The organism is Mesorhizobium sp. LNJC405B00 (genome assembly GCF_000502615.1).
GTDB lineage: Bacteria > Pseudomonadota > Alphaproteobacteria > Rhizobiales > Rhizobiaceae > Mesorhizobium.
Map to the genome: position 1 here is coordinate 291,999 of NZ_AYWC01000002.1, position 14,512 is coordinate 306,510.

General features: G+C 63.5%; 16 protein-coding genes. 11 read left to right on the forward strand and 5 right to left on the reverse strand.

Annotation, left to right across the window (positions count from 1 at the left end; genetic code table 11):
• Nucleotides 1-56: 56 nt before the first annotated feature.
• Complete coding sequence (locus X756_RS160115) at nt 57-1,418, reverse strand: cytochrome ubiquinol oxidase subunit I (RefSeq protein WP_023728774.1); 1,362 nt, start codon at nt 1,416-1,418, stop codon at nt 57-59.
• Between the two features lie 270 nt (nt 1,419-1,688).
• Between X756_RS160115 and X756_RS160110 the strand changes: the two genes are divergently transcribed.
• Entirely contained in the window at nt 1,689-2,615 is a 927-nt protein-coding gene (locus X756_RS160110; RefSeq protein ID WP_023728775.1) for an ABC transporter ATP-binding protein, read from the forward strand.
• The gene (locus tag X756_RS160105) at nt 2,612-3,373 is read left to right on the forward strand and encodes an ABC transporter permease (protein WP_023681263.1); all 762 of its coding nucleotides are present in this window, start codon (nt 2,612-2,614) and stop codon (nt 3,371-3,373) included. The genes X756_RS160110 and X756_RS160105 overlap by 4 nt, the downstream gene beginning before the upstream one ends.
• Before the next feature lie 188 nt (nt 3,374-3,561).
• Here X756_RS160105 and X756_RS160100 read toward each other — a convergent pair whose 3' ends face one another.
• Nucleotides 3,562-4,593: a phosphatidylglycerol lysyltransferase domain-containing protein gene (locus X756_RS160100; protein ID WP_023728776.1), complete on the reverse strand. Its 1,032-nt coding sequence runs from the start codon at nt 4,591-4,593 to the stop codon at nt 3,562-3,564.
• A 187-nt stretch (nt 4,594-4,780) separates the two neighbouring features.
• Here X756_RS160100 and X756_RS160095 point away from each other — a divergent pair, with 187 nt between their 5' ends.
• The 3 genes from X756_RS160095 (at nt 4,781) to X756_RS160085 (ending at nt 7,324) form a co-directional block, all read left to right on the forward strand.
• Nucleotides 4,781-5,929, forward strand: coding sequence for an NAD(P)/FAD-dependent oxidoreductase (locus X756_RS160095; protein ID WP_050589226.1), 1,149 nt, complete (start codon nt 4,781-4,783; stop codon nt 5,927-5,929).
• A gap of 232 nt (nt 5,930-6,161) precedes the next feature.
• Nucleotides 6,162-6,647, forward strand: coding sequence for a MarR family transcriptional regulator (locus X756_RS160090; protein ID WP_023728778.1), 486 nt, complete (start codon nt 6,162-6,164; stop codon nt 6,645-6,647).
• A complete protein-coding gene (locus X756_RS160085) occupies nt 6,644-7,324 on the forward strand; it encodes a GNAT family N-acetyltransferase (RefSeq protein ID WP_023710370.1) in 681 nt (226 codons plus the stop codon). Before X756_RS160090 ends, X756_RS160085 begins: the two co-directional genes overlap by 4 nt.
• Nucleotides 7,325-7,339: 15 nt before the next feature.
• On the opposite strand, the gene X756_RS160080 is transcribed toward X756_RS160085, so the two are convergent.
• Nucleotides 7,340-7,564: a hypothetical protein gene (locus tag X756_RS160080; RefSeq protein WP_023673272.1), complete on the reverse strand. Its 225-nt coding sequence runs from the start codon at nt 7,562-7,564 to the stop codon at nt 7,340-7,342.
• Between the two features lie 240 nt (nt 7,565-7,804).
• Here X756_RS160080 and X756_RS160075 point away from each other — a divergent pair, with 240 nt between their 5' ends.
• Together X756_RS160075 and X756_RS160070 are read left to right on the forward strand one after the other, a co-directional pair.
• Nucleotides 7,805-8,146: a hypothetical protein gene (locus X756_RS160075; RefSeq protein WP_023673273.1), complete on the forward strand. Its 342-nt coding sequence runs from the start codon at nt 7,805-7,807 to the stop codon at nt 8,144-8,146.
• A gap of 4 nt (nt 8,147-8,150) precedes the next feature.
• Nucleotides 8,151-8,861, forward strand: coding sequence for a phosphatase PAP2 family protein (locus X756_RS160070; protein ID WP_023703857.1), 711 nt, complete (start codon nt 8,151-8,153; stop codon nt 8,859-8,861).
• Between the two features lie 16 nt (nt 8,862-8,877).
• Here X756_RS160070 and X756_RS1000000168590 read toward each other — a convergent pair whose 3' ends face one another.
• A complete protein-coding gene (locus tag X756_RS1000000168590) occupies nt 8,878-9,069 on the reverse strand; it encodes a hypothetical protein (RefSeq protein ID WP_155924000.1) in 192 nt (63 codons plus the stop codon).
• Nucleotides 9,070-9,148: 79 nt separating this feature from the next.
• Here X756_RS1000000168590 and X756_RS160065 point away from each other — a divergent pair, with 79 nt between their 5' ends.
• Nucleotides 9,149-9,418, forward strand: coding sequence for a helix-turn-helix transcriptional regulator (locus X756_RS160065; RefSeq protein WP_023673276.1), 270 nt, complete (start codon nt 9,149-9,151; stop codon nt 9,416-9,418).
• Nucleotides 9,419-9,497: 79 nt separating this feature from the next.
• Nucleotides 9,498-11,243 (forward strand): SulP family inorganic anion transporter, encoded by a 1,746-nt coding sequence (locus X756_RS160060; RefSeq protein WP_023728779.1) that lies wholly within the window; start codon nt 9,498-9,500, stop codon nt 11,241-11,243.
• An 18-nt stretch (nt 11,244-11,261) separates the two neighbouring features.
• On the opposite strand, the gene X756_RS160055 is transcribed toward X756_RS160060, so the two are convergent.
• Nucleotides 11,262-12,122, reverse strand: a complete 861-nt coding sequence (locus X756_RS160055; RefSeq protein WP_023728780.1) for an ATP/GTP-binding protein — start codon at nt 12,120-12,122, stop codon at nt 11,262-11,264.
• A gap of 115 nt (nt 12,123-12,237) precedes the next feature.
• Here X756_RS160055 and X756_RS160050 point away from each other — a divergent pair, with 115 nt between their 5' ends.
• The gene (locus tag X756_RS160050; protein ID WP_023728781.1) at nt 12,238-13,008 is read left to right on the forward strand and encodes a helix-turn-helix transcriptional regulator; all 771 of its coding nucleotides are present in this window, start codon (nt 12,238-12,240) and stop codon (nt 13,006-13,008) included.
• Nucleotides 13,009-13,091: 83 nt separating this feature from the next.
• Complete coding sequence (locus tag X756_RS160045) at nt 13,092-14,468, forward strand: adenylate/guanylate cyclase domain-containing protein (protein WP_023728782.1); 1,377 nt, start codon at nt 13,092-13,094, stop codon at nt 14,466-14,468.
• The last annotated feature ends 44 nt before the right edge of the window (nt 14,469-14,512 follow it).

The window sequence follows — 14,512 nt, forward strand, 5'->3', positions numbered from 1 at the left end:
GTTCGTCATTCGAAGAGCCAAATCGTTGGCTTTTCGTCCGCTACGCGGACCATTCCTCACTCCGCTGCGGCCGGTTGCGACATCGCCGTCTTCATGACGCCCGGCAGCGGCGAGGTATCGCCGTCCTTGGCGGCCTTTAGCGCCAGGTGCACCAGCACGCCGAGATAGGCGATCAGCAAAAGCACATAGAGGATGAGATAGATGGAGAGCGTCAGCGCGACATGGCTGCCGGCGACCGGGCCTATAGCGTCGGCGGTTTTCAGCACGCCGGTGACCAGCCAGGGCTGGCGGCCGATTTCGGTGGTGTACCAGCCGGCCAGCGTCGCCAGCCAGCCCGACAGCGCCATCGGCACCATCAGCATGGCCAGCGGCCTCGGCAGGCTGTGGCGGCGCTTGAGGAAGAAGGTCGCCGACCACGAGACGATGAGCATCAAAATGCCGGTGCCGACCATGATGCGGAAGCCCCAGAACACCGGGAAGACCGGCGGATGCAGGCCGGGATAGTCGTTGAGCCCCGGCACGATACCGCTGGTGGCGTGGCGCAGCACCAGGCTGGCGCCGTCGGGAATGGCGATTTCGAATTTGTTTTCCTTCGCCGCCTCGTCGGGCAGCGCAAACAGCACCAGCGGCACGTTGGGGCCGGTGTTCCAGTTCGCCTCCATGGCGGCGATCTTCTGCGGCTGGTGCTCCAGCGTGTTCAGCCCGTGCTGGTCGCCGGCGAAGATCTGGATCGGGATCAGGATGGCGGCGGTGAAGACGCCGGTGCGCAGCGCCTTCCACATCGATTCCGACCGGTCGCCGGTGAGATAGCGCAGCGCCGACAGGCCGGCAATCAGGAACGACACCGTCAGGCCGGAGGCAAGCAGCATATGCGTCAGGCGGTAGGGCATGGACGGGTTGAAGACGATCGCCCACCAGTCGATGGGATGCGCCTTGCCGTCGATCATCTCGAAGCCGGCCGGCGTCTGCATCCAGGAGTTCAGCGCGATGATCCAGAAGGCCGACAGCGTGGTGCCGCCGGCGACCAATACGGTCGCCAGCGTGTGGACGCGGTTGGAGACGCGGCGGAAGCCGAACAGCATGATGCCGAGGAAGGCCGCTTCGAGGAAGAAGGCGGTGAGGATCTCGTACGCAAGCAGCGGCCCGGCGATGTTGCCGACCTTTTCCATATAGCCCGGCCAGTTGGTGCCGAACTGGAAGCTCATGGTGACGCCCGAGACCACGCCCATGGCGAAGGACAGCGCGAACACTTTCACCCAGGTGAAATAGGCGCGCATCCAGGCGGAATCATTGGTGGCGTTGTAGCGGAGCTTGAAGAACAGCAGCACCCAGCCAAGCGCAATCGTGATGGTCGGAAACAGGATGTGGAACGAGATATTCGCCCCGAACTGCATTCGCGACAGGATGAGCGGGTCCATGCGGGCTCCGGCTGCTGTTTGTTGGCGCAGAATAGGCGGCGGATGCGGTCCGGTCAAAGCGGCTTGGCGTCACGCGGGGCGCGTTGTCGCAGCAGATCGTATCGAACCGTCAGCGCCCCGACACCCCCATGACGAAACGGCAAAAGGGGAACGTTTGTCCGCAATTGTCAGCAGCGGCATTGACTTCCGAGCCTGCGCACCGACATTCAGCGCAATAATAATCCCCGCCTCTTTCAAACAGTCGTTTTCGGCCTCATGTCTTCCACGAATTTGCCTTCCATCATTTCGATTTCCGGGGTCACCAAGACCTACGCCACCGGCTTCAAGGCGCTGAAGGAAATCAACCTCGACATCGAACGCGGCGAGATTTTCGCGCTGCTGGGACCGAACGGCGCCGGCAAGACGACGCTGATCTCGATCGTCTGCGGCATCGTCAACCGTTCGTCGGGAACGGTGACCGTCGACGGCCACGACATCAACCGAGACTACCGCGCCGCGCGCAGCCTGATCGGGCTGGTGCCGCAGGAGCTGACCATCGATGCGTTCGAGAGCGTCTGGGCAACGGTCACCTACAGCCGCGGCCTGTTTGGCAAGGCGCCCAATCCGGGCTTCGTCGAAAAGGTGCTGCGCGACCTGTCGTTGTGGGACAAGAAGGACGCCAAGGCGATCACGCTGTCGGGCGGCATGAAGCGGCGGCTGATGATTGCAAAGGCGCTGTCGCATGAGCCGCGCATCCTGTTCCTCGACGAACCGACGGCCGGCGTCGACGTCGAACTGCGCCAGGACATGTGGGCGATGGTGCGACGGTTGCGCGACGACGGCGTCACCATCATCCTCACCACGCACTATATCGAAGAGGCCGAGGCGATGGCCGACCGTGTCGGTGTCATCAACCGCGGCGAGATCATCCTGGTCGAGGGCAAGGCCGAACTGATGCGCAAGCTCGGCCGCAAGCGCCTGATCGTCGAATTGCGCAACCCGCTCACCGCCATTCCCGGTGCATTCTCGCACTACGCGTTGGAGCTGTCGGACGATGGCACACAGCTGACCTACACCTATGACAACCAGAGCGAACGCCCCGGCGTCGCATCGCTGCTGCGCGAACTCGAGACGGCAGGCATCCAGTTCCGCGACATGGACACGCAAAACAGCTCGCTCGAGGAGATCTTCGTCAATCTGTTGAGGCAAGAGCCATGAATTGGCGAGCAGTATGGGCGATCTACCGGGTCGAGATGGCGCGTGCGTTCCGCACCGTGCTGCAGAGCATCGTCTCGCCGGTGATCTCGACATCGCTTTATTTCGTCGTCTTCGGCTCGGCCATCGGCTCGCGCATCACCGAGATCGACGGCATCAGCTACGGCGCCTTCATCGTGCCCGGCCTGATCATGCTCTCACTGTTGACGCAGTCGATCTCCAACGCCTCCTTTGCCATCTATTTCCCGAAATTCGTCGGCTCCATCTACGAGCTCTTGTCGGCGCCGGTGTCGTATCTGGAGATCGTCATCGCCTACGTCGGCGGCGCCGCGACCAAGTCGATCATCCTCGGCTTGATCATCCTGGCGACGGCCTCGCTGTTCGTGCCGCTCACCATCCAGCATCCGTTCTGGATGCTGGCCTTCCTTGTCTTGACGGCGGTGACCTTCAGCCTGTTCGGCTTCATCATCGGCATATGGGCGAAAAGCTTCGAGCAATTGCAGCTGGTGCCGCTGTTGATCATCACGCCGCTGACCTTCCTCGGCGGCAGCTTCTATTCGATCAACATGCTGCCCGAGACCTGGCGCACGGTGACGCTGTTCAACCCGGTCGTCTACCTGATCAGCGGTTTCCGCTGGAGCTTTTACGGCAAGTCCGATGTCTCGGTCGCCGTCAGCCTGGGCATGACGATGGTGTTCCTCGCCATCTGCATCGCAATCGTCGCCTGGATCTTCCGCACCGGCTACCGGCTAAGGAATTGACCTGGCGCCTAAAGCGCGTCGCGTTTGAACGGACTCAGGCGACGCGCTTTAGGTCTTTGTTTTTATGCATGTTATCCCAAAACCGGGACCACTTTTGAGCGACATGCAAATAGGCGATCGCCCGTGCGCCGGTCAAATCAACAGTTTTGCTGAGGGCAAATTGGCCACGTTGGCCGCCACGGATCTTGCTAGATCGCCTTGATGAGGCGCAGCAACCCCAGCATCTCGATCAGCCTTCCTTGGCGGAAGGCGATGTAGGTCGGTTCCTCGATGCCGTGGAAGCGGCGCTTGAACGCCGCCTGGCCTTTGAGGTTGAACTTGCTGCGGTTGACCCAGGGAGACTCATAGGCCCGCTCGAAGGCGTTGCGCCAGAAGCTCGATTCGGCAAAGCCGTTGGCTCCGACATCGAGCATCGGCGACAGGCCGAGCGTGACGACCGAAATGCCCTCATTGCGAAACCGGTCGACGGCGAATTTGGTCAGCCCGATTTCGGCATGCGGCGAGGCATCGATGTGCTTGCGCTTGAACGAGGTGGTGTAGCCGATCACCTTGCCATCCCGGAACATCGGATCGAAATCGAGCAGAGCGACGAGCTCGCCTTCCGGGCTGTAGAGCACGAAACGGCGCATATCGATGCCGAGATGATCGGCAAAGGGGCGGTTGAGGAACGCCATCTCCCAGCGCTTGACGATGCGGTCGGCCCGCCAGTTCTGTGACAGGCGCTGGACCTCGTCGAGATAGACCGCTCCTTCGCCAAAAGAAAACCCCTTCTTCAACAGCCAGCGTTCGGAATACCGCACGGTTTCGTTGCGCTTGCCGGAAAAATCGTGAGCCGGCAGTTCCAGCCGCGTGTCGACGCCGAGACGGTTGACCTGGTAGCCGAGCCCGGCCAGAACGCGCGCCGTCGGTTCGCCGATCTGCACGAACCACGGGCTGTCGGCGGCTTCGACAAAGCGCCTGATATAGTCGGGCCGATCAGCCGGATGGGCCACCGGGTCACCGAGCGCGAAATGGTGCTTCATCTTGGTGCCGAAGGCGATGTAGCCGTCGGCGTCGCCGAAATAGGACAGTTTTTGCTGCACGGCGGTCGAATAGGCCAGCGAGAAGTCGCCGTGCTGGCGGACAAGCGCCAGCCGCTCGACATGCGAAAAATCCTGGCGCGGCACCTTGGCTGCGGCGCCCTCCAGCAGTCTGTCGAGAAAGATACGCAAGGAGGGCATGGTCGAGCTTCCGCGTGCCGATGATAAACAGAGGCTTGCCCCCAAGGCCTCGAATCAGTCGCATTGACGCGACCTCATTATCGATCATATCGCCCCTGTGCCATATGGGACGTGCCATATAGGACGGGTCCCCATGGCGCACCTAAAAGGAAATCTCGACCGAATGGCGGCTACGACAAGCGAAACGATGCCTATCGTCCTGGGGCCGAAAGGACCCGACTATACGGTTATCGTCATCGGCGCCGGAGCGGCGGGGCTGGCGGCCGCCGACGCGCTTGGCCGGCGCGGCGTGCGGGTCGTCGTGCTTGAAAAGGAGCCGCGGATCGCCGAACCGTGGCGAGGGCGGCACGAGAAGCTGACCCTCAACACGCATCGCGCGCTATCGGCCCTGCCCGGCCTTGCCTATCCGCCACGCACCGCCGCCTTTCCGAACAAGGATGCCATCGTCGGTTATCTCGAGGATTTTGCCCGCGCGCGCGGCATAAGGGTCGAATTCGGCACCGCCGTCGAGCGGATCGAACGCAGAGGCAATGGCTGGCTCGTCCATACGGGCCGGGAAACGCTGAGCGCCCGCAATGTCATCGTCGCCACCGGCCGCGACCGCTTGCCATGGACGCCGGACTGGCAAGGCAAGGCGACTTTCACCGGCAAACTTGTCCACGCTGCCGATTTCGGCACAGCGCAGGACTATGTGGGCAAAAGCGTGCTGGTGGTCGGGGCCGGAAATTCCGGCTTCGACGTGCTCAACCACCTCGCCCGTGCCGACACCAAGGCCATCTGGTTGTCAGCCAGGCAGGGTCCGTCGCTGATGCCGAAACGGATCGGCAAGGTCGCCGTGGCGCGCTTCGGCGGTTTCATGGCGATGCTGCCAACGTGGATTGCCGATGCCGCGATTGCCGCGACGCAGCGGCTGGTGTTCGGCGACCTCACCCGCTTCGGCCTGCCGCCGGCGCCGAAGGGCGGCGCCAGCCGGCTCGGCGTCGAGCAGATCGCTATTGCCGTTGACGACGGCGCCGTCGCAGCGCTGAAGGCCGGACGGATTTCGGTGGTGGCGCCGGTGGCGGCTTTCGAAGGCGCCGGCGTGCGGCTGAACGACGGCACGGTGCTCGAGCCGGATGTAGTGATCGCGGCAACCGGCTATCGCACCGGCCTGGAGGCCATGCTGGGCGATCTCGGCGTGCTCGACGCCAAGGGCGTGCCGAAGGCCAATGGCGGCACCCCGAGCGGCCAGCCCGGCCTGTGGTTCATCGGCATGCGGCCAAGCCTGACCAGCTATTTTCACAGCGCCGGCCTGCAGGCCGAAGCAATTGCCCGTCAGATCGCCAAGGGGTTGTAGACGCTGCGGTGCGCTTGGTCCGACACATCTGCATGGCGGGATCGTATATTTTGGCGGTTAGCCGAAGCGCCCTGTCCCTTCGTCATTCTCGGGTCTTCGCGACGCCGCTGCGCGGCTGCTTCGCCAGTGGGATGACGAAGCTGAGAGCTTGCGGCCAATCTCCCAACGCAGGCGCTTGTATCCACTTCATGTCATCTTATATAACATGTTATCAAAATTGGACAAACCGACCATGGAAGACATCATTCGATCCCTTGGCTACCTCACCCTCGGCAGCAGGCTGAAGCGTATCGGCGAGCAGTTGCAGGCCGATACGCAGCGCATGCTCGATGGGCTGGAGGTGCCGGTGCAGTCCAGCCAGTATCCTCTGCTGGCCGCGCTGGACCGGCTCGGGCCGCTGCCTGTCGGCGAGCTGGCGCAGTCACTGGGGATCACCCAGCCGGGGGTGACGCGCAGCGTGGCGCTGCTGGCCGAGTTGGGGCTGGTCGAGGCCGCGCCATCGAACGACGACCAGCGCCGCAGGATGATCTCGCTGACCGCCAACGGCCAGCGCCTGGTCGACAGGGCGAAGCGGGACGTTTGGCCGCGCATCGAGAACGCCGTTGCCGACTTGTGCAAAGGCCTTGCGGGGCCGCTTCTACAACAACTCTCGGCAATAGAGGACGGCCTGGCGGCGGCCCCACTCGACCGTCGTGTGAAACAGGATGTCGCGCCATGAGCCATGTCCTCGATCGTCCGGTCTGGAGCGCGCTCGACACGCGGCATCGGATCTTTGCGTATGGCGACAGGCTCGCCAGGCGCTATCCCTCCTCGATCGTCCCCTTCGCGGCTTCCGGGGCAGACGACGCTGAGAGCCTGCAGGCGCTCGCAAGCCTCATTCCTGCGGGTGAGAGCGTGTTCATGCTCCAGGCGGACCCCATTGCCTTGCCGCCGGAACTGACCGCGACCGTGACCGCCTTCGGTGTTCAGATGGTTGCTGCGGCGCCATTGCCTGCCGTGTCGGACGAGCGTGTGCAGCAGCTGACGCAGGACGACGCGGCCGGGATGCTCGCTTTGGCGTCACTGACCAGGCCCGGCCCGTTCACGCTCAAGGCGCTGAGCCTCGGCGAGTTCTGGGGCGTGAAGATCGACGGCCGGCTGGCGGCGATGGCCGGCGAGCGCATGAAGCAGCCCGGCTACAGCGAACTCAGCGGCGTCTGCTCGCATCCCGAATTTCGCGGCAGCGGCCTCGGCCGGCTGCTGTCGGTGTTCGTGGCCAACCGAATTTTTGCGCGCGGCGAAGTTCCCTACCTGCATGCCTATGCCAGCAATGCCGGCGCGGTCCGGTTGTACGAGTCCATCGGCTTCAGGCTGAGGGCAGAGATGAATGTGGCCGTCGTGCAGCGCGCCGGATAGGCCGCCTTGCGGGCCTCAGGCTGATTTCGGCTCCAACCTGCGGAAACCCACGGTTTCCATAAGCATATCTTCCTCGACCATCCCGGCATTGTGCAGCGCAAGCAGGTTCAGCGCGATCTCCCGCGCCTCCGCCGAATCGGGATGCACGTCGCGCCTGCGGCAGGCTTCGTCGAACACGCGTTGCAGCCTGGCGATGTCGTCGGGTTTCAGCAGGCCACGGTCATAGACGGACTTTGGCATGGCACTCTCCTCCAGAAGAGGTAGGGCGCCATGTTTAAATGTCCATTCTTTTCCGGGGCTTGGGTGGGCAGCTGCCTGGGTTTGCGTTAATCCGGCCCGAGCGTTGCAATCAGACCGCGATCGTGCTGCCATTCATTCAGCCACCTCTCGTCATCGTCGGGCCTGTCTCGCCGCAGTCTGCTTGACGTGTCGGCGCGCTTGCGAAACAAGGGCTGCCACAAACGACAGCGAGGCACAAAAGTGAGTTTCTGGGGACTGGCGCAGCTCGTCGTTTCGACGGTGATCTTCCTGCTGGCGGCAATCGCGGCCAAGCAATGGGGGCTGGCGCCAAGCCTTGGCAAGATCGTGCTGACACTGGCGCTGTATACGGCGGGCAATCTGATGATGCTGCGGCTGGTTCGTGAGTTCGGCATGTCGGTGTCGTTCAGCCTGTCGGCGGTGATCCAGCTGGTGGCGGTCAATGTGGTGGCGCTGGTGTTCTTCGGCGAACGCGTCAATGCCTTGCAGGCGACCGGCATCGTGCTGGCCATCGCGGCGGTGGTGCTGATCTCGCTCGGGCCTTACCTGCAGGGGCGACTGTAATCCGATGAAGACCCCGCGTGCGTTCACCAACTGGCTTGAATTTCCGGTGCTGCTGGCCGGGCTGGTGATAGCCGCCGGGCTGTGGGGCTTCGAGGAACTGATGGAGGTGGCGCGGGCCACCACGCCGCACGCTTTCGATACTGAGATCCTGCTCGCTTTCCGAAAAGTGGGTCAGCCGGATGTTCCCGTCGGCCCGGCATGGCTGGAAGGCGCGATGCGCGACATCACCAGCCTCGGCAGCTCCAGCGTGCTGGTGCTGATCGTAACGGCGGTGATCGTCTACCTCCTTCTGATCCGCAGGCCGAGGACGGCGCTGCTTATCTTTGTCGCGGTGGCCGGCGGGCAGCTGCTGTCGACCTTGCTCAAGGCCGGCGTCGACCGGCCGCGCCCCGATCTTGTCTCGCACCTGGCCAACGAGACGTCGCTGTCGTTTCCCAGCGGCCACGCCATGCTGTCGGCGGTGACCTATCTCACGCTGGGCTCGCTGGCAGCGCGCTTCCTGCCGGGACGAACGACGAAAATCTATGTCCTCAGCCTGGCGGTGCTGGTAACGCTGCTGGTCGGCGTCAGCCGCGTCTATCTCGGCGTCCACTGGCCTTCCGACGTGCTGGCGGGATGGTGCGCCGGCTTCACCTGGGCGACGCTGTGCTGGCTGGCGGCGCGAATGCTGCAGCGGAACAAGGCGGTGGCCGATGGCAACGAGCCCGAAGACTGACGATCCGGAGCGACATTCAAATCAGCCGGTTGATCAGCCCGTGTCCGCAGCCTGCCAGCAGAAAAACCGCCGACAGCAAGGCTGCCGACGTCGTCAAGGTCCTGAAAATCTTCAACGGATATTTCCCCGCCAATAAGAGCCAAGGCGGTAACGTAGCATGCTCATCCCGTATCCCGCCATCCGGCTTTGTGGAGAGATCATGTTTCATGTATGCTTTATGATGGTTGAAACATCACTATGATTGTATTACACGTCGTCTCCGCAGACTCAGACGGGGGTTCCGACCGATGATCACTGCCGCGCAGATGCGCGCCGCGAGGGCGCTGGCCGGCATCGATCAGAAGACGCTCGCCGAGCGTGCCGGCGTTTCGCTTCCGACAATCCAGCGCATGGAAGCGAGTGACGGCGTGGTCAGGGGCGTGGTCGATACGCTGATGAAGGTTATCCAGGCTCTCGACGAGGCCGGGGTGGAGCTCATCGGCGAGAACCAGACCAGCGAGCGCGGCGGCCGGGGCGTGCGCCTCAAGCCGGTCGCGCCGCCGAACCCGCAAGGCTGAGCCGGCATATAGTCGCGACGGCGACCGCCGACAGTCCTGCCGACGATCCCGCCGCCTTCACGCAAGCGGAAGGCAGTCCATGGATCAGATCCGGCGGGCAGTGCATCAACCGGCCCAGAAGTCGGTGCAGCAGTCGGCCCAGAAGTCGGCAAAGCCGACATTTTCAGAGCTGTTCACGCCCAAGCTGGTGACGGTCTGGCGCGAAGGTTACCGCCTGCCGCAGTTCAAGGCCGACTTCATGGCCGGGCTGACCGTCGCTATTGTCGCGTTGCCGCTGTCGATGGCGATTGCGATTGCTTCGGGCGTGACGCCGGAGCGCGGCCTGTTCACGGCCATTGTCGGCGGCTTCATCGTCTCGGCGCTCGGCGGCAGCCGCTTCCAGATCGGCGGCCCGGCCGGCGCCTTCATCGTGCTGGTTGCGGCGACGGTGCAGCGCGAAGGCGTCGATGGGCTGCTGCTGGCGACGATGATGGCCGGCATCTTCCTGCTCGCCATCGGCTATCTCCGGCTCGGAACCTATATCAAATTCATCCCTTACCCGGTGACGGTCGGCTTCACCGCCGGCATCTCGATCATCATCTTCTCCGGCCAGATCGTCGAACTGTTCGGGCTGAGGCTTGCCGGGCCGGAGCCCGGGCCGCTGCTGCCGAAACTAATCGCGATCGGCCACGCGGCCGGCACGCTCAACATCTCGGCGACGCTGGTGGCGGCGTTGACCATCGCCACCATCGTGGGGGTGAAGCGCTGGCGGCCCGGCTGGCCGGGCATGCTGATCGCCGTCGGACTGGCCTCCCTTGTCGTGGCGCTGCTTTCGCTGTCGGCGGAAACGATCGGCACGCGCTATGGCGGCATTCCGCGCAGCCTGCCGTTGCCGGCACTGCCGGCACTCAACCTCGACAAGGCGCTTGCGGTGCTGCCGGATGCGGTGGCTTTTGCGCTGCTCGGTGCCATCGAATCGCTGCTCTCGGCCGTGGTCGCCGACGGCATGACCGGGCGGCGTCACCGTTCCAATTGCGAACTGGTGGCGCAAGGCTTTGCCAACATCGCGTCTGCCCTGTTCGGCGGCATCTGCACCACCGGCACCATCGCCCGCACCGCCACCAATGTGCGGGCCGGCGCGCATGGGCCGGTTTCCGGCATGCTGCATTCGCTTTTTCTGCTGGTCTTCATGCTGGTGGCCGCACCGCTGGCCAGCTACATCCCGCTTGCCGCCCTTGCCGGGGTGCTGGCGGTTGTCTGCTGGAACATGTTCGAGAAGCAGGCCTTCGCCACATTGCTGCGCGCTTCGCGCGGCGATGCCCTGGTGCTGATGGCAACCTTCCTGATCGTCGTCTTCCGCGACCTCACCGAAGGCATCGTCGTCGGCTTCGCGCTAGGCTCGATCCTGTTCATCGATCGTATGGCCAAGTCGATCGCCGTGGAGGCGGATTTGCCGCTGGTGCAGGACGATGTCGCCGACAGCAGCGGCCGCGCCTACGATGCAAGCGAGGCAAGCGACGCCGACACCGTCGTCTATCGCATCTCCGGCGCCTTCTTCTTCGGCGCCGCCTCGACTGTCGGCACGGTGCTCGACCGCATCGCCGACCAGCGCAAGAACTTCATCCTCGACTGCTCGGCGGTGCCGTTCTTCGATTCCACCGCGGCCAATGTCATCGAGGGCGCGGCGCACAAGGCGAAACGCGCCGGCGTGCGTTTCATCATCGCCGGCGCCTCGCCGCAGACGCGGCGCATGCTGATCAACCACGGCGTCAAGCGGCCGCTGGTGACCTTTGCCGCTTCGATCAAGGATGCGCGGGCGCAACTCAAAACCGCGCCCGTTGGCTGAGCCGGCAAATGTGCGCCGTCAGTCCAGACTGAGCACCTCGATCTCGCCCTCGTTCATCAGCGGCACATAGATCACGGATTTGCCGTCGGTGCCGATGTCGGCGCTGCCCGGCTTGAACTGCGCCACAGCCTCCGGCGTGCCGCCAACCTTGTAGCGATAGAGCCTGCCGGTCATGTAGGCGGTGGCGTAGATGCTGTCGCCGATGGCGACGACGCCATCGAGGTCGGCGAAGTTTTGCGCGCCGGGCAGCGGTGTGATTGCCTTGCTGGCGAGATCGACCGACAGCAGGCCGCCGGGCGCGGCAGTGCTGAAGTCCGGCTTGATGCCCTTGCCCCAGGACGCCACGATCAGCCGGTCGCGATCGGCAAAGATGCCGTTGGGTGCGGCGAGCTTCGCATCCTTCACGAAAAGTTCCGGCTTGTCGCCGTCAATGCGGTAGATCGCATCGGCAAGCATGTCGGTGACATAAACCTTGCCCGAACTGTCCGATGTCACGTCATTGAGGAAAACGGCGCCGGGCACATCGATGGTCGAGATGAGCTTGCCGCTGGCGAGATCGACGATGCGCACCTTGGTGATGTCGGCGACGTAGAGCTTGCCGCCGGAGATCGCCGAGCCCTTCGGTGCATCCATGCCGGCGGTCCAGTGCCGGCTAACGACCTTGCCGTCCAGCGATAGCACCGAGAGATAGCCGTTGCCGTCGGCTTCACCGGGATTGCCGACGATGTTGGAGACGATGATGCGGTGGTTGGCGGCATCGAACAGCGCCGATTCCGGTTGCTCGAAGCCCGAGGCGCGCCAGAGTTCGGCGGCCTCGGCCGCAGGCACGAGCGCGATAGCGAAGGCGGCGAGACAAATAGAGGGGATGAGGGTTTTCATGGCCAGGTCTCCTGTGATGGATGGCGGAGAGCTAGGCGTTTCGATACTTTTCCGGAAGGACGATTCGAGCTAGTATCGGAAACCGATACGAAATGGCGCAAAAGAGGTGCATTCCATGAACAGTCTGATCTTCGAGGCGCTGAAGCGGACGCTGAAGGCCAAGGGCGTCACGTATCGTGAGCTTGCCGGGCGGATGGGCGTTTCCGAGCCGACGGTCAAGCGCATCTTCCACGAGCGCAACTGCAAGCTCGACCGTCTCGTCGGGATCTGCGCTGCCGCCGGCGTCGAGCTGGAAAACGTGCTGGGGTCGATGAACCGGGGGCCGGGACCGGTCAACCGCATCGCGCCGGAGGTCGAGCGCAAGCTTGCCGGACGGCCGGCGTTGCTGTTCATCTTCGTCATGCTATCGGAGAAATTCACGCCCGAGGGCGTCATGCGCTCGCAGGGCTTGAGCGAAGCGTCGATGTTCCTCTACCTGCGCGATCTCGAAGCGCTCGGCCTCATTGCGCTGGGCAGCGGGCTGTCGGCACGGCTGCTGGTCGACACACCGATCCAGTGGAATTTCGAAGGGCCGCTCAGGCCGCTGTTCGAGATGACAAACAAGAATTTCATCGGCTGGGCGATCACCCATCTGGAGCGGGAAGCGACCTTCGTCTCTTTCTCCAGGCGGATGCGGCCGGAGACGGCGGAGATGGTGAAGCGCGAGGCGGAGGAACTGGCCGAGCGCGCCAAACTGCTCGCCCATCACGACCAGCACACGACGCCGGAAGACGGGCTGACCGGCTACAAATGGACGTTTGCTTTTGGCGCAACCCCGTTTCCGGCGATCATGCCGATCGGCCCGCACCCCAGGGATGCCGGCCGCGTTTCAAAAACGAAACCATGATAGAGTTCGCGCGCTGATTTGCCAGACTGTACGGGGCGGGTTTGCCGAATGCGTGACCGTCCCCGCAAAATCGAAGTGATCCTATGCCGACCGCGCCAACACTTGAACTTCGCCGCTATTCGCGCCTGAAAAATTTGCGGGAGCGCGCAGAACGCCAGGGTGCTGCATTGCAGTTCTGGGCGCGCACGGCATCGCTCGCCGTGATCTCCTGCTTCTTTTCATTGATCAGCCGCTGGGATGCCTCGCTGCTCTTCGTGCTGGCGGGCCTCGCGCTGTTCCAACTCGTCGGCCTGATCCAGTTTCGCTTTGCGCGCCGTCGCAACGCGCCATGGTGGATCGGTTACCTCGTCGGTACGCTGGACATCATTCTGTTGACCGTTCTGCTGGTAACGCCCAACCCGTTTTCCCTCGAGGTCGCGCCGGCCGCGATGCAACTGCGCGAGGGCAGCTTCAAATTCCTGCTGATTTTCGTATGCCTTGGCGCGCTGACCCTTTCGACACGATTGGCGCTCTATCTCGGCGCGCTCGCGGCCTTGACGTGGACGATCGGGGTGGGATGGGTGGTTTTTCATGCGGGAACCGTCATTCCGGCAACGAACCTCTATTCGCTGCCGCTGACAGAGCGACTGAATCTCTATCTCAACCCCAATTTCGTCGATACGTTCGCGCAGGCGACCAATGTGTTGGTTGTGCTGATTATCGGCGCGATCATGGCGCTGGTCGTCTCTCGTTCCCGACATCTGTCGGAAGACTATGTCAAGGCGGAGCGCGCCCGCGCCAATCTCGCCCGGCATTTTTCGCCCAATGTCGTCGACCAGCTCGCCACGGATGACGAGCCCTTCGGCCCGGTCCGCCGGCAGGATATCGCGGTGCTGTTCGCCGACATCGTCGGCTTCACACACTATTCCGAGGATCATCCGGCCGAAGCAGTGTTCGAACTACTGCGTCAGTTCCACCGTCGCATGGAGCAGGTCGTTTTCGACCACCATGGCACCGTCGACAACTATATCGGCGATTGCATCATGGCGACCTTCGGGGTTCCGCAAGCCAGCCATGACGACGCAACCCGGGCCATCCGGTGCGCTGAAGCGATGATCGCCGCTATCGAAGACTGGAATGTCCAGCGTGTGTCCAGAGGATATCCGCCGCTGGACGTTCGGATCGGTGCACAATATGGCGCCGTCGTCCTCGGCGCGGTCGGCAGCGAGCGCAACCTGTCCTTCGCGGTGGTGGGCGACACCGTCAACGTCGCCAGCCGTTTGCAGGCGCTCTGCCGGGAGCTTCAGGCGAATATTTGCTTTGGGTCACGACTGATTGAGGCCGCGAAGGCGGAATCGCCCACGACACGGTTGAATGCGCGCGACCATGGACCGGTTAGCATCCGCGGCCGGGACGAACCGGTCCATGTCTGGGTCGAACACAGAGCCGAAAACCAGGGCGCTATTGCGGTTTCGGCGTGATGCAGGCCGCCATGTGAGACGCCTGCACCTCGGCAGGATGGACG

What these genes read in the sequence shown, in the direction of transcription:
- X756_RS160055 (WP_023728780.1), bottom strand. Translation starts at nt 12,122, where the DNA reads ATGAAAACCCTCATCCCCTCTATTTGTCTCGCCGCCTTCGCTATCGCG.
- X756_RS160090 (WP_023728778.1), top strand. Translation starts at nt 6,162, where the DNA reads ATGGAAGACATCATTCGATCCCTTGGCTACCTCACCCTCGGCAGCAGG.
- X756_RS160050 (WP_023728781.1), top strand. Translation starts at nt 12,238, where the DNA reads ATGAACAGTCTGATCTTCGAGGCGCTGAAGCGGACGCTGAAGGCCAAG.
- X756_RS1000000168590 (WP_155924000.1), bottom strand. Translation starts at nt 9,069, where the DNA reads ATGAAACATGATCTCTCCACAAAGCCGGATGGCGGGATACGGGATGAG.
- X756_RS160115 (WP_023728774.1), bottom strand. Translation starts at nt 1,418, where the DNA reads ATGGACCCGCTCATCCTGTCGCGAATGCAGTTCGGGGCGAATATCTCG.
- X756_RS160080 (WP_023673272.1), bottom strand. Translation starts at nt 7,564, where the DNA reads ATGCCAAAGTCCGTCTATGACCGTGGCCTGCTGAAACCCGACGACATC.
- X756_RS160085 (WP_023710370.1), top strand. Translation starts at nt 6,644, where the DNA reads ATGAGCCATGTCCTCGATCGTCCGGTCTGGAGCGCGCTCGACACGCGG.
- X756_RS160045 (WP_023728782.1), top strand. Translation starts at nt 13,092, where the DNA reads ATGCCGACCGCGCCAACACTTGAACTTCGCCGCTATTCGCGCCTGAAA.
- X756_RS160100 (WP_023728776.1), bottom strand. Translation starts at nt 4,593, where the DNA reads ATGCCCTCCTTGCGTATCTTTCTCGACAGACTGCTGGAGGGCGCCGCA.
- X756_RS160065 (WP_023673276.1), top strand. Translation starts at nt 9,149, where the DNA reads ATGATCACTGCCGCGCAGATGCGCGCCGCGAGGGCGCTGGCCGGCATC.
- X756_RS160105 (WP_023681263.1), top strand. Translation starts at nt 2,612, where the DNA reads ATGAATTGGCGAGCAGTATGGGCGATCTACCGGGTCGAGATGGCGCGT.
- X756_RS160060 (WP_023728779.1), top strand. Translation starts at nt 9,498, where the DNA reads ATGGATCAGATCCGGCGGGCAGTGCATCAACCGGCCCAGAAGTCGGTG.
- X756_RS160070 (WP_023703857.1), top strand. Translation starts at nt 8,151, where the DNA reads ATGAAGACCCCGCGTGCGTTCACCAACTGGCTTGAATTTCCGGTGCTG.
- X756_RS160095 (WP_050589226.1), top strand. Translation starts at nt 4,781, where the DNA reads ATGCCTATCGTCCTGGGGCCGAAAGGACCCGACTATACGGTTATCGTC.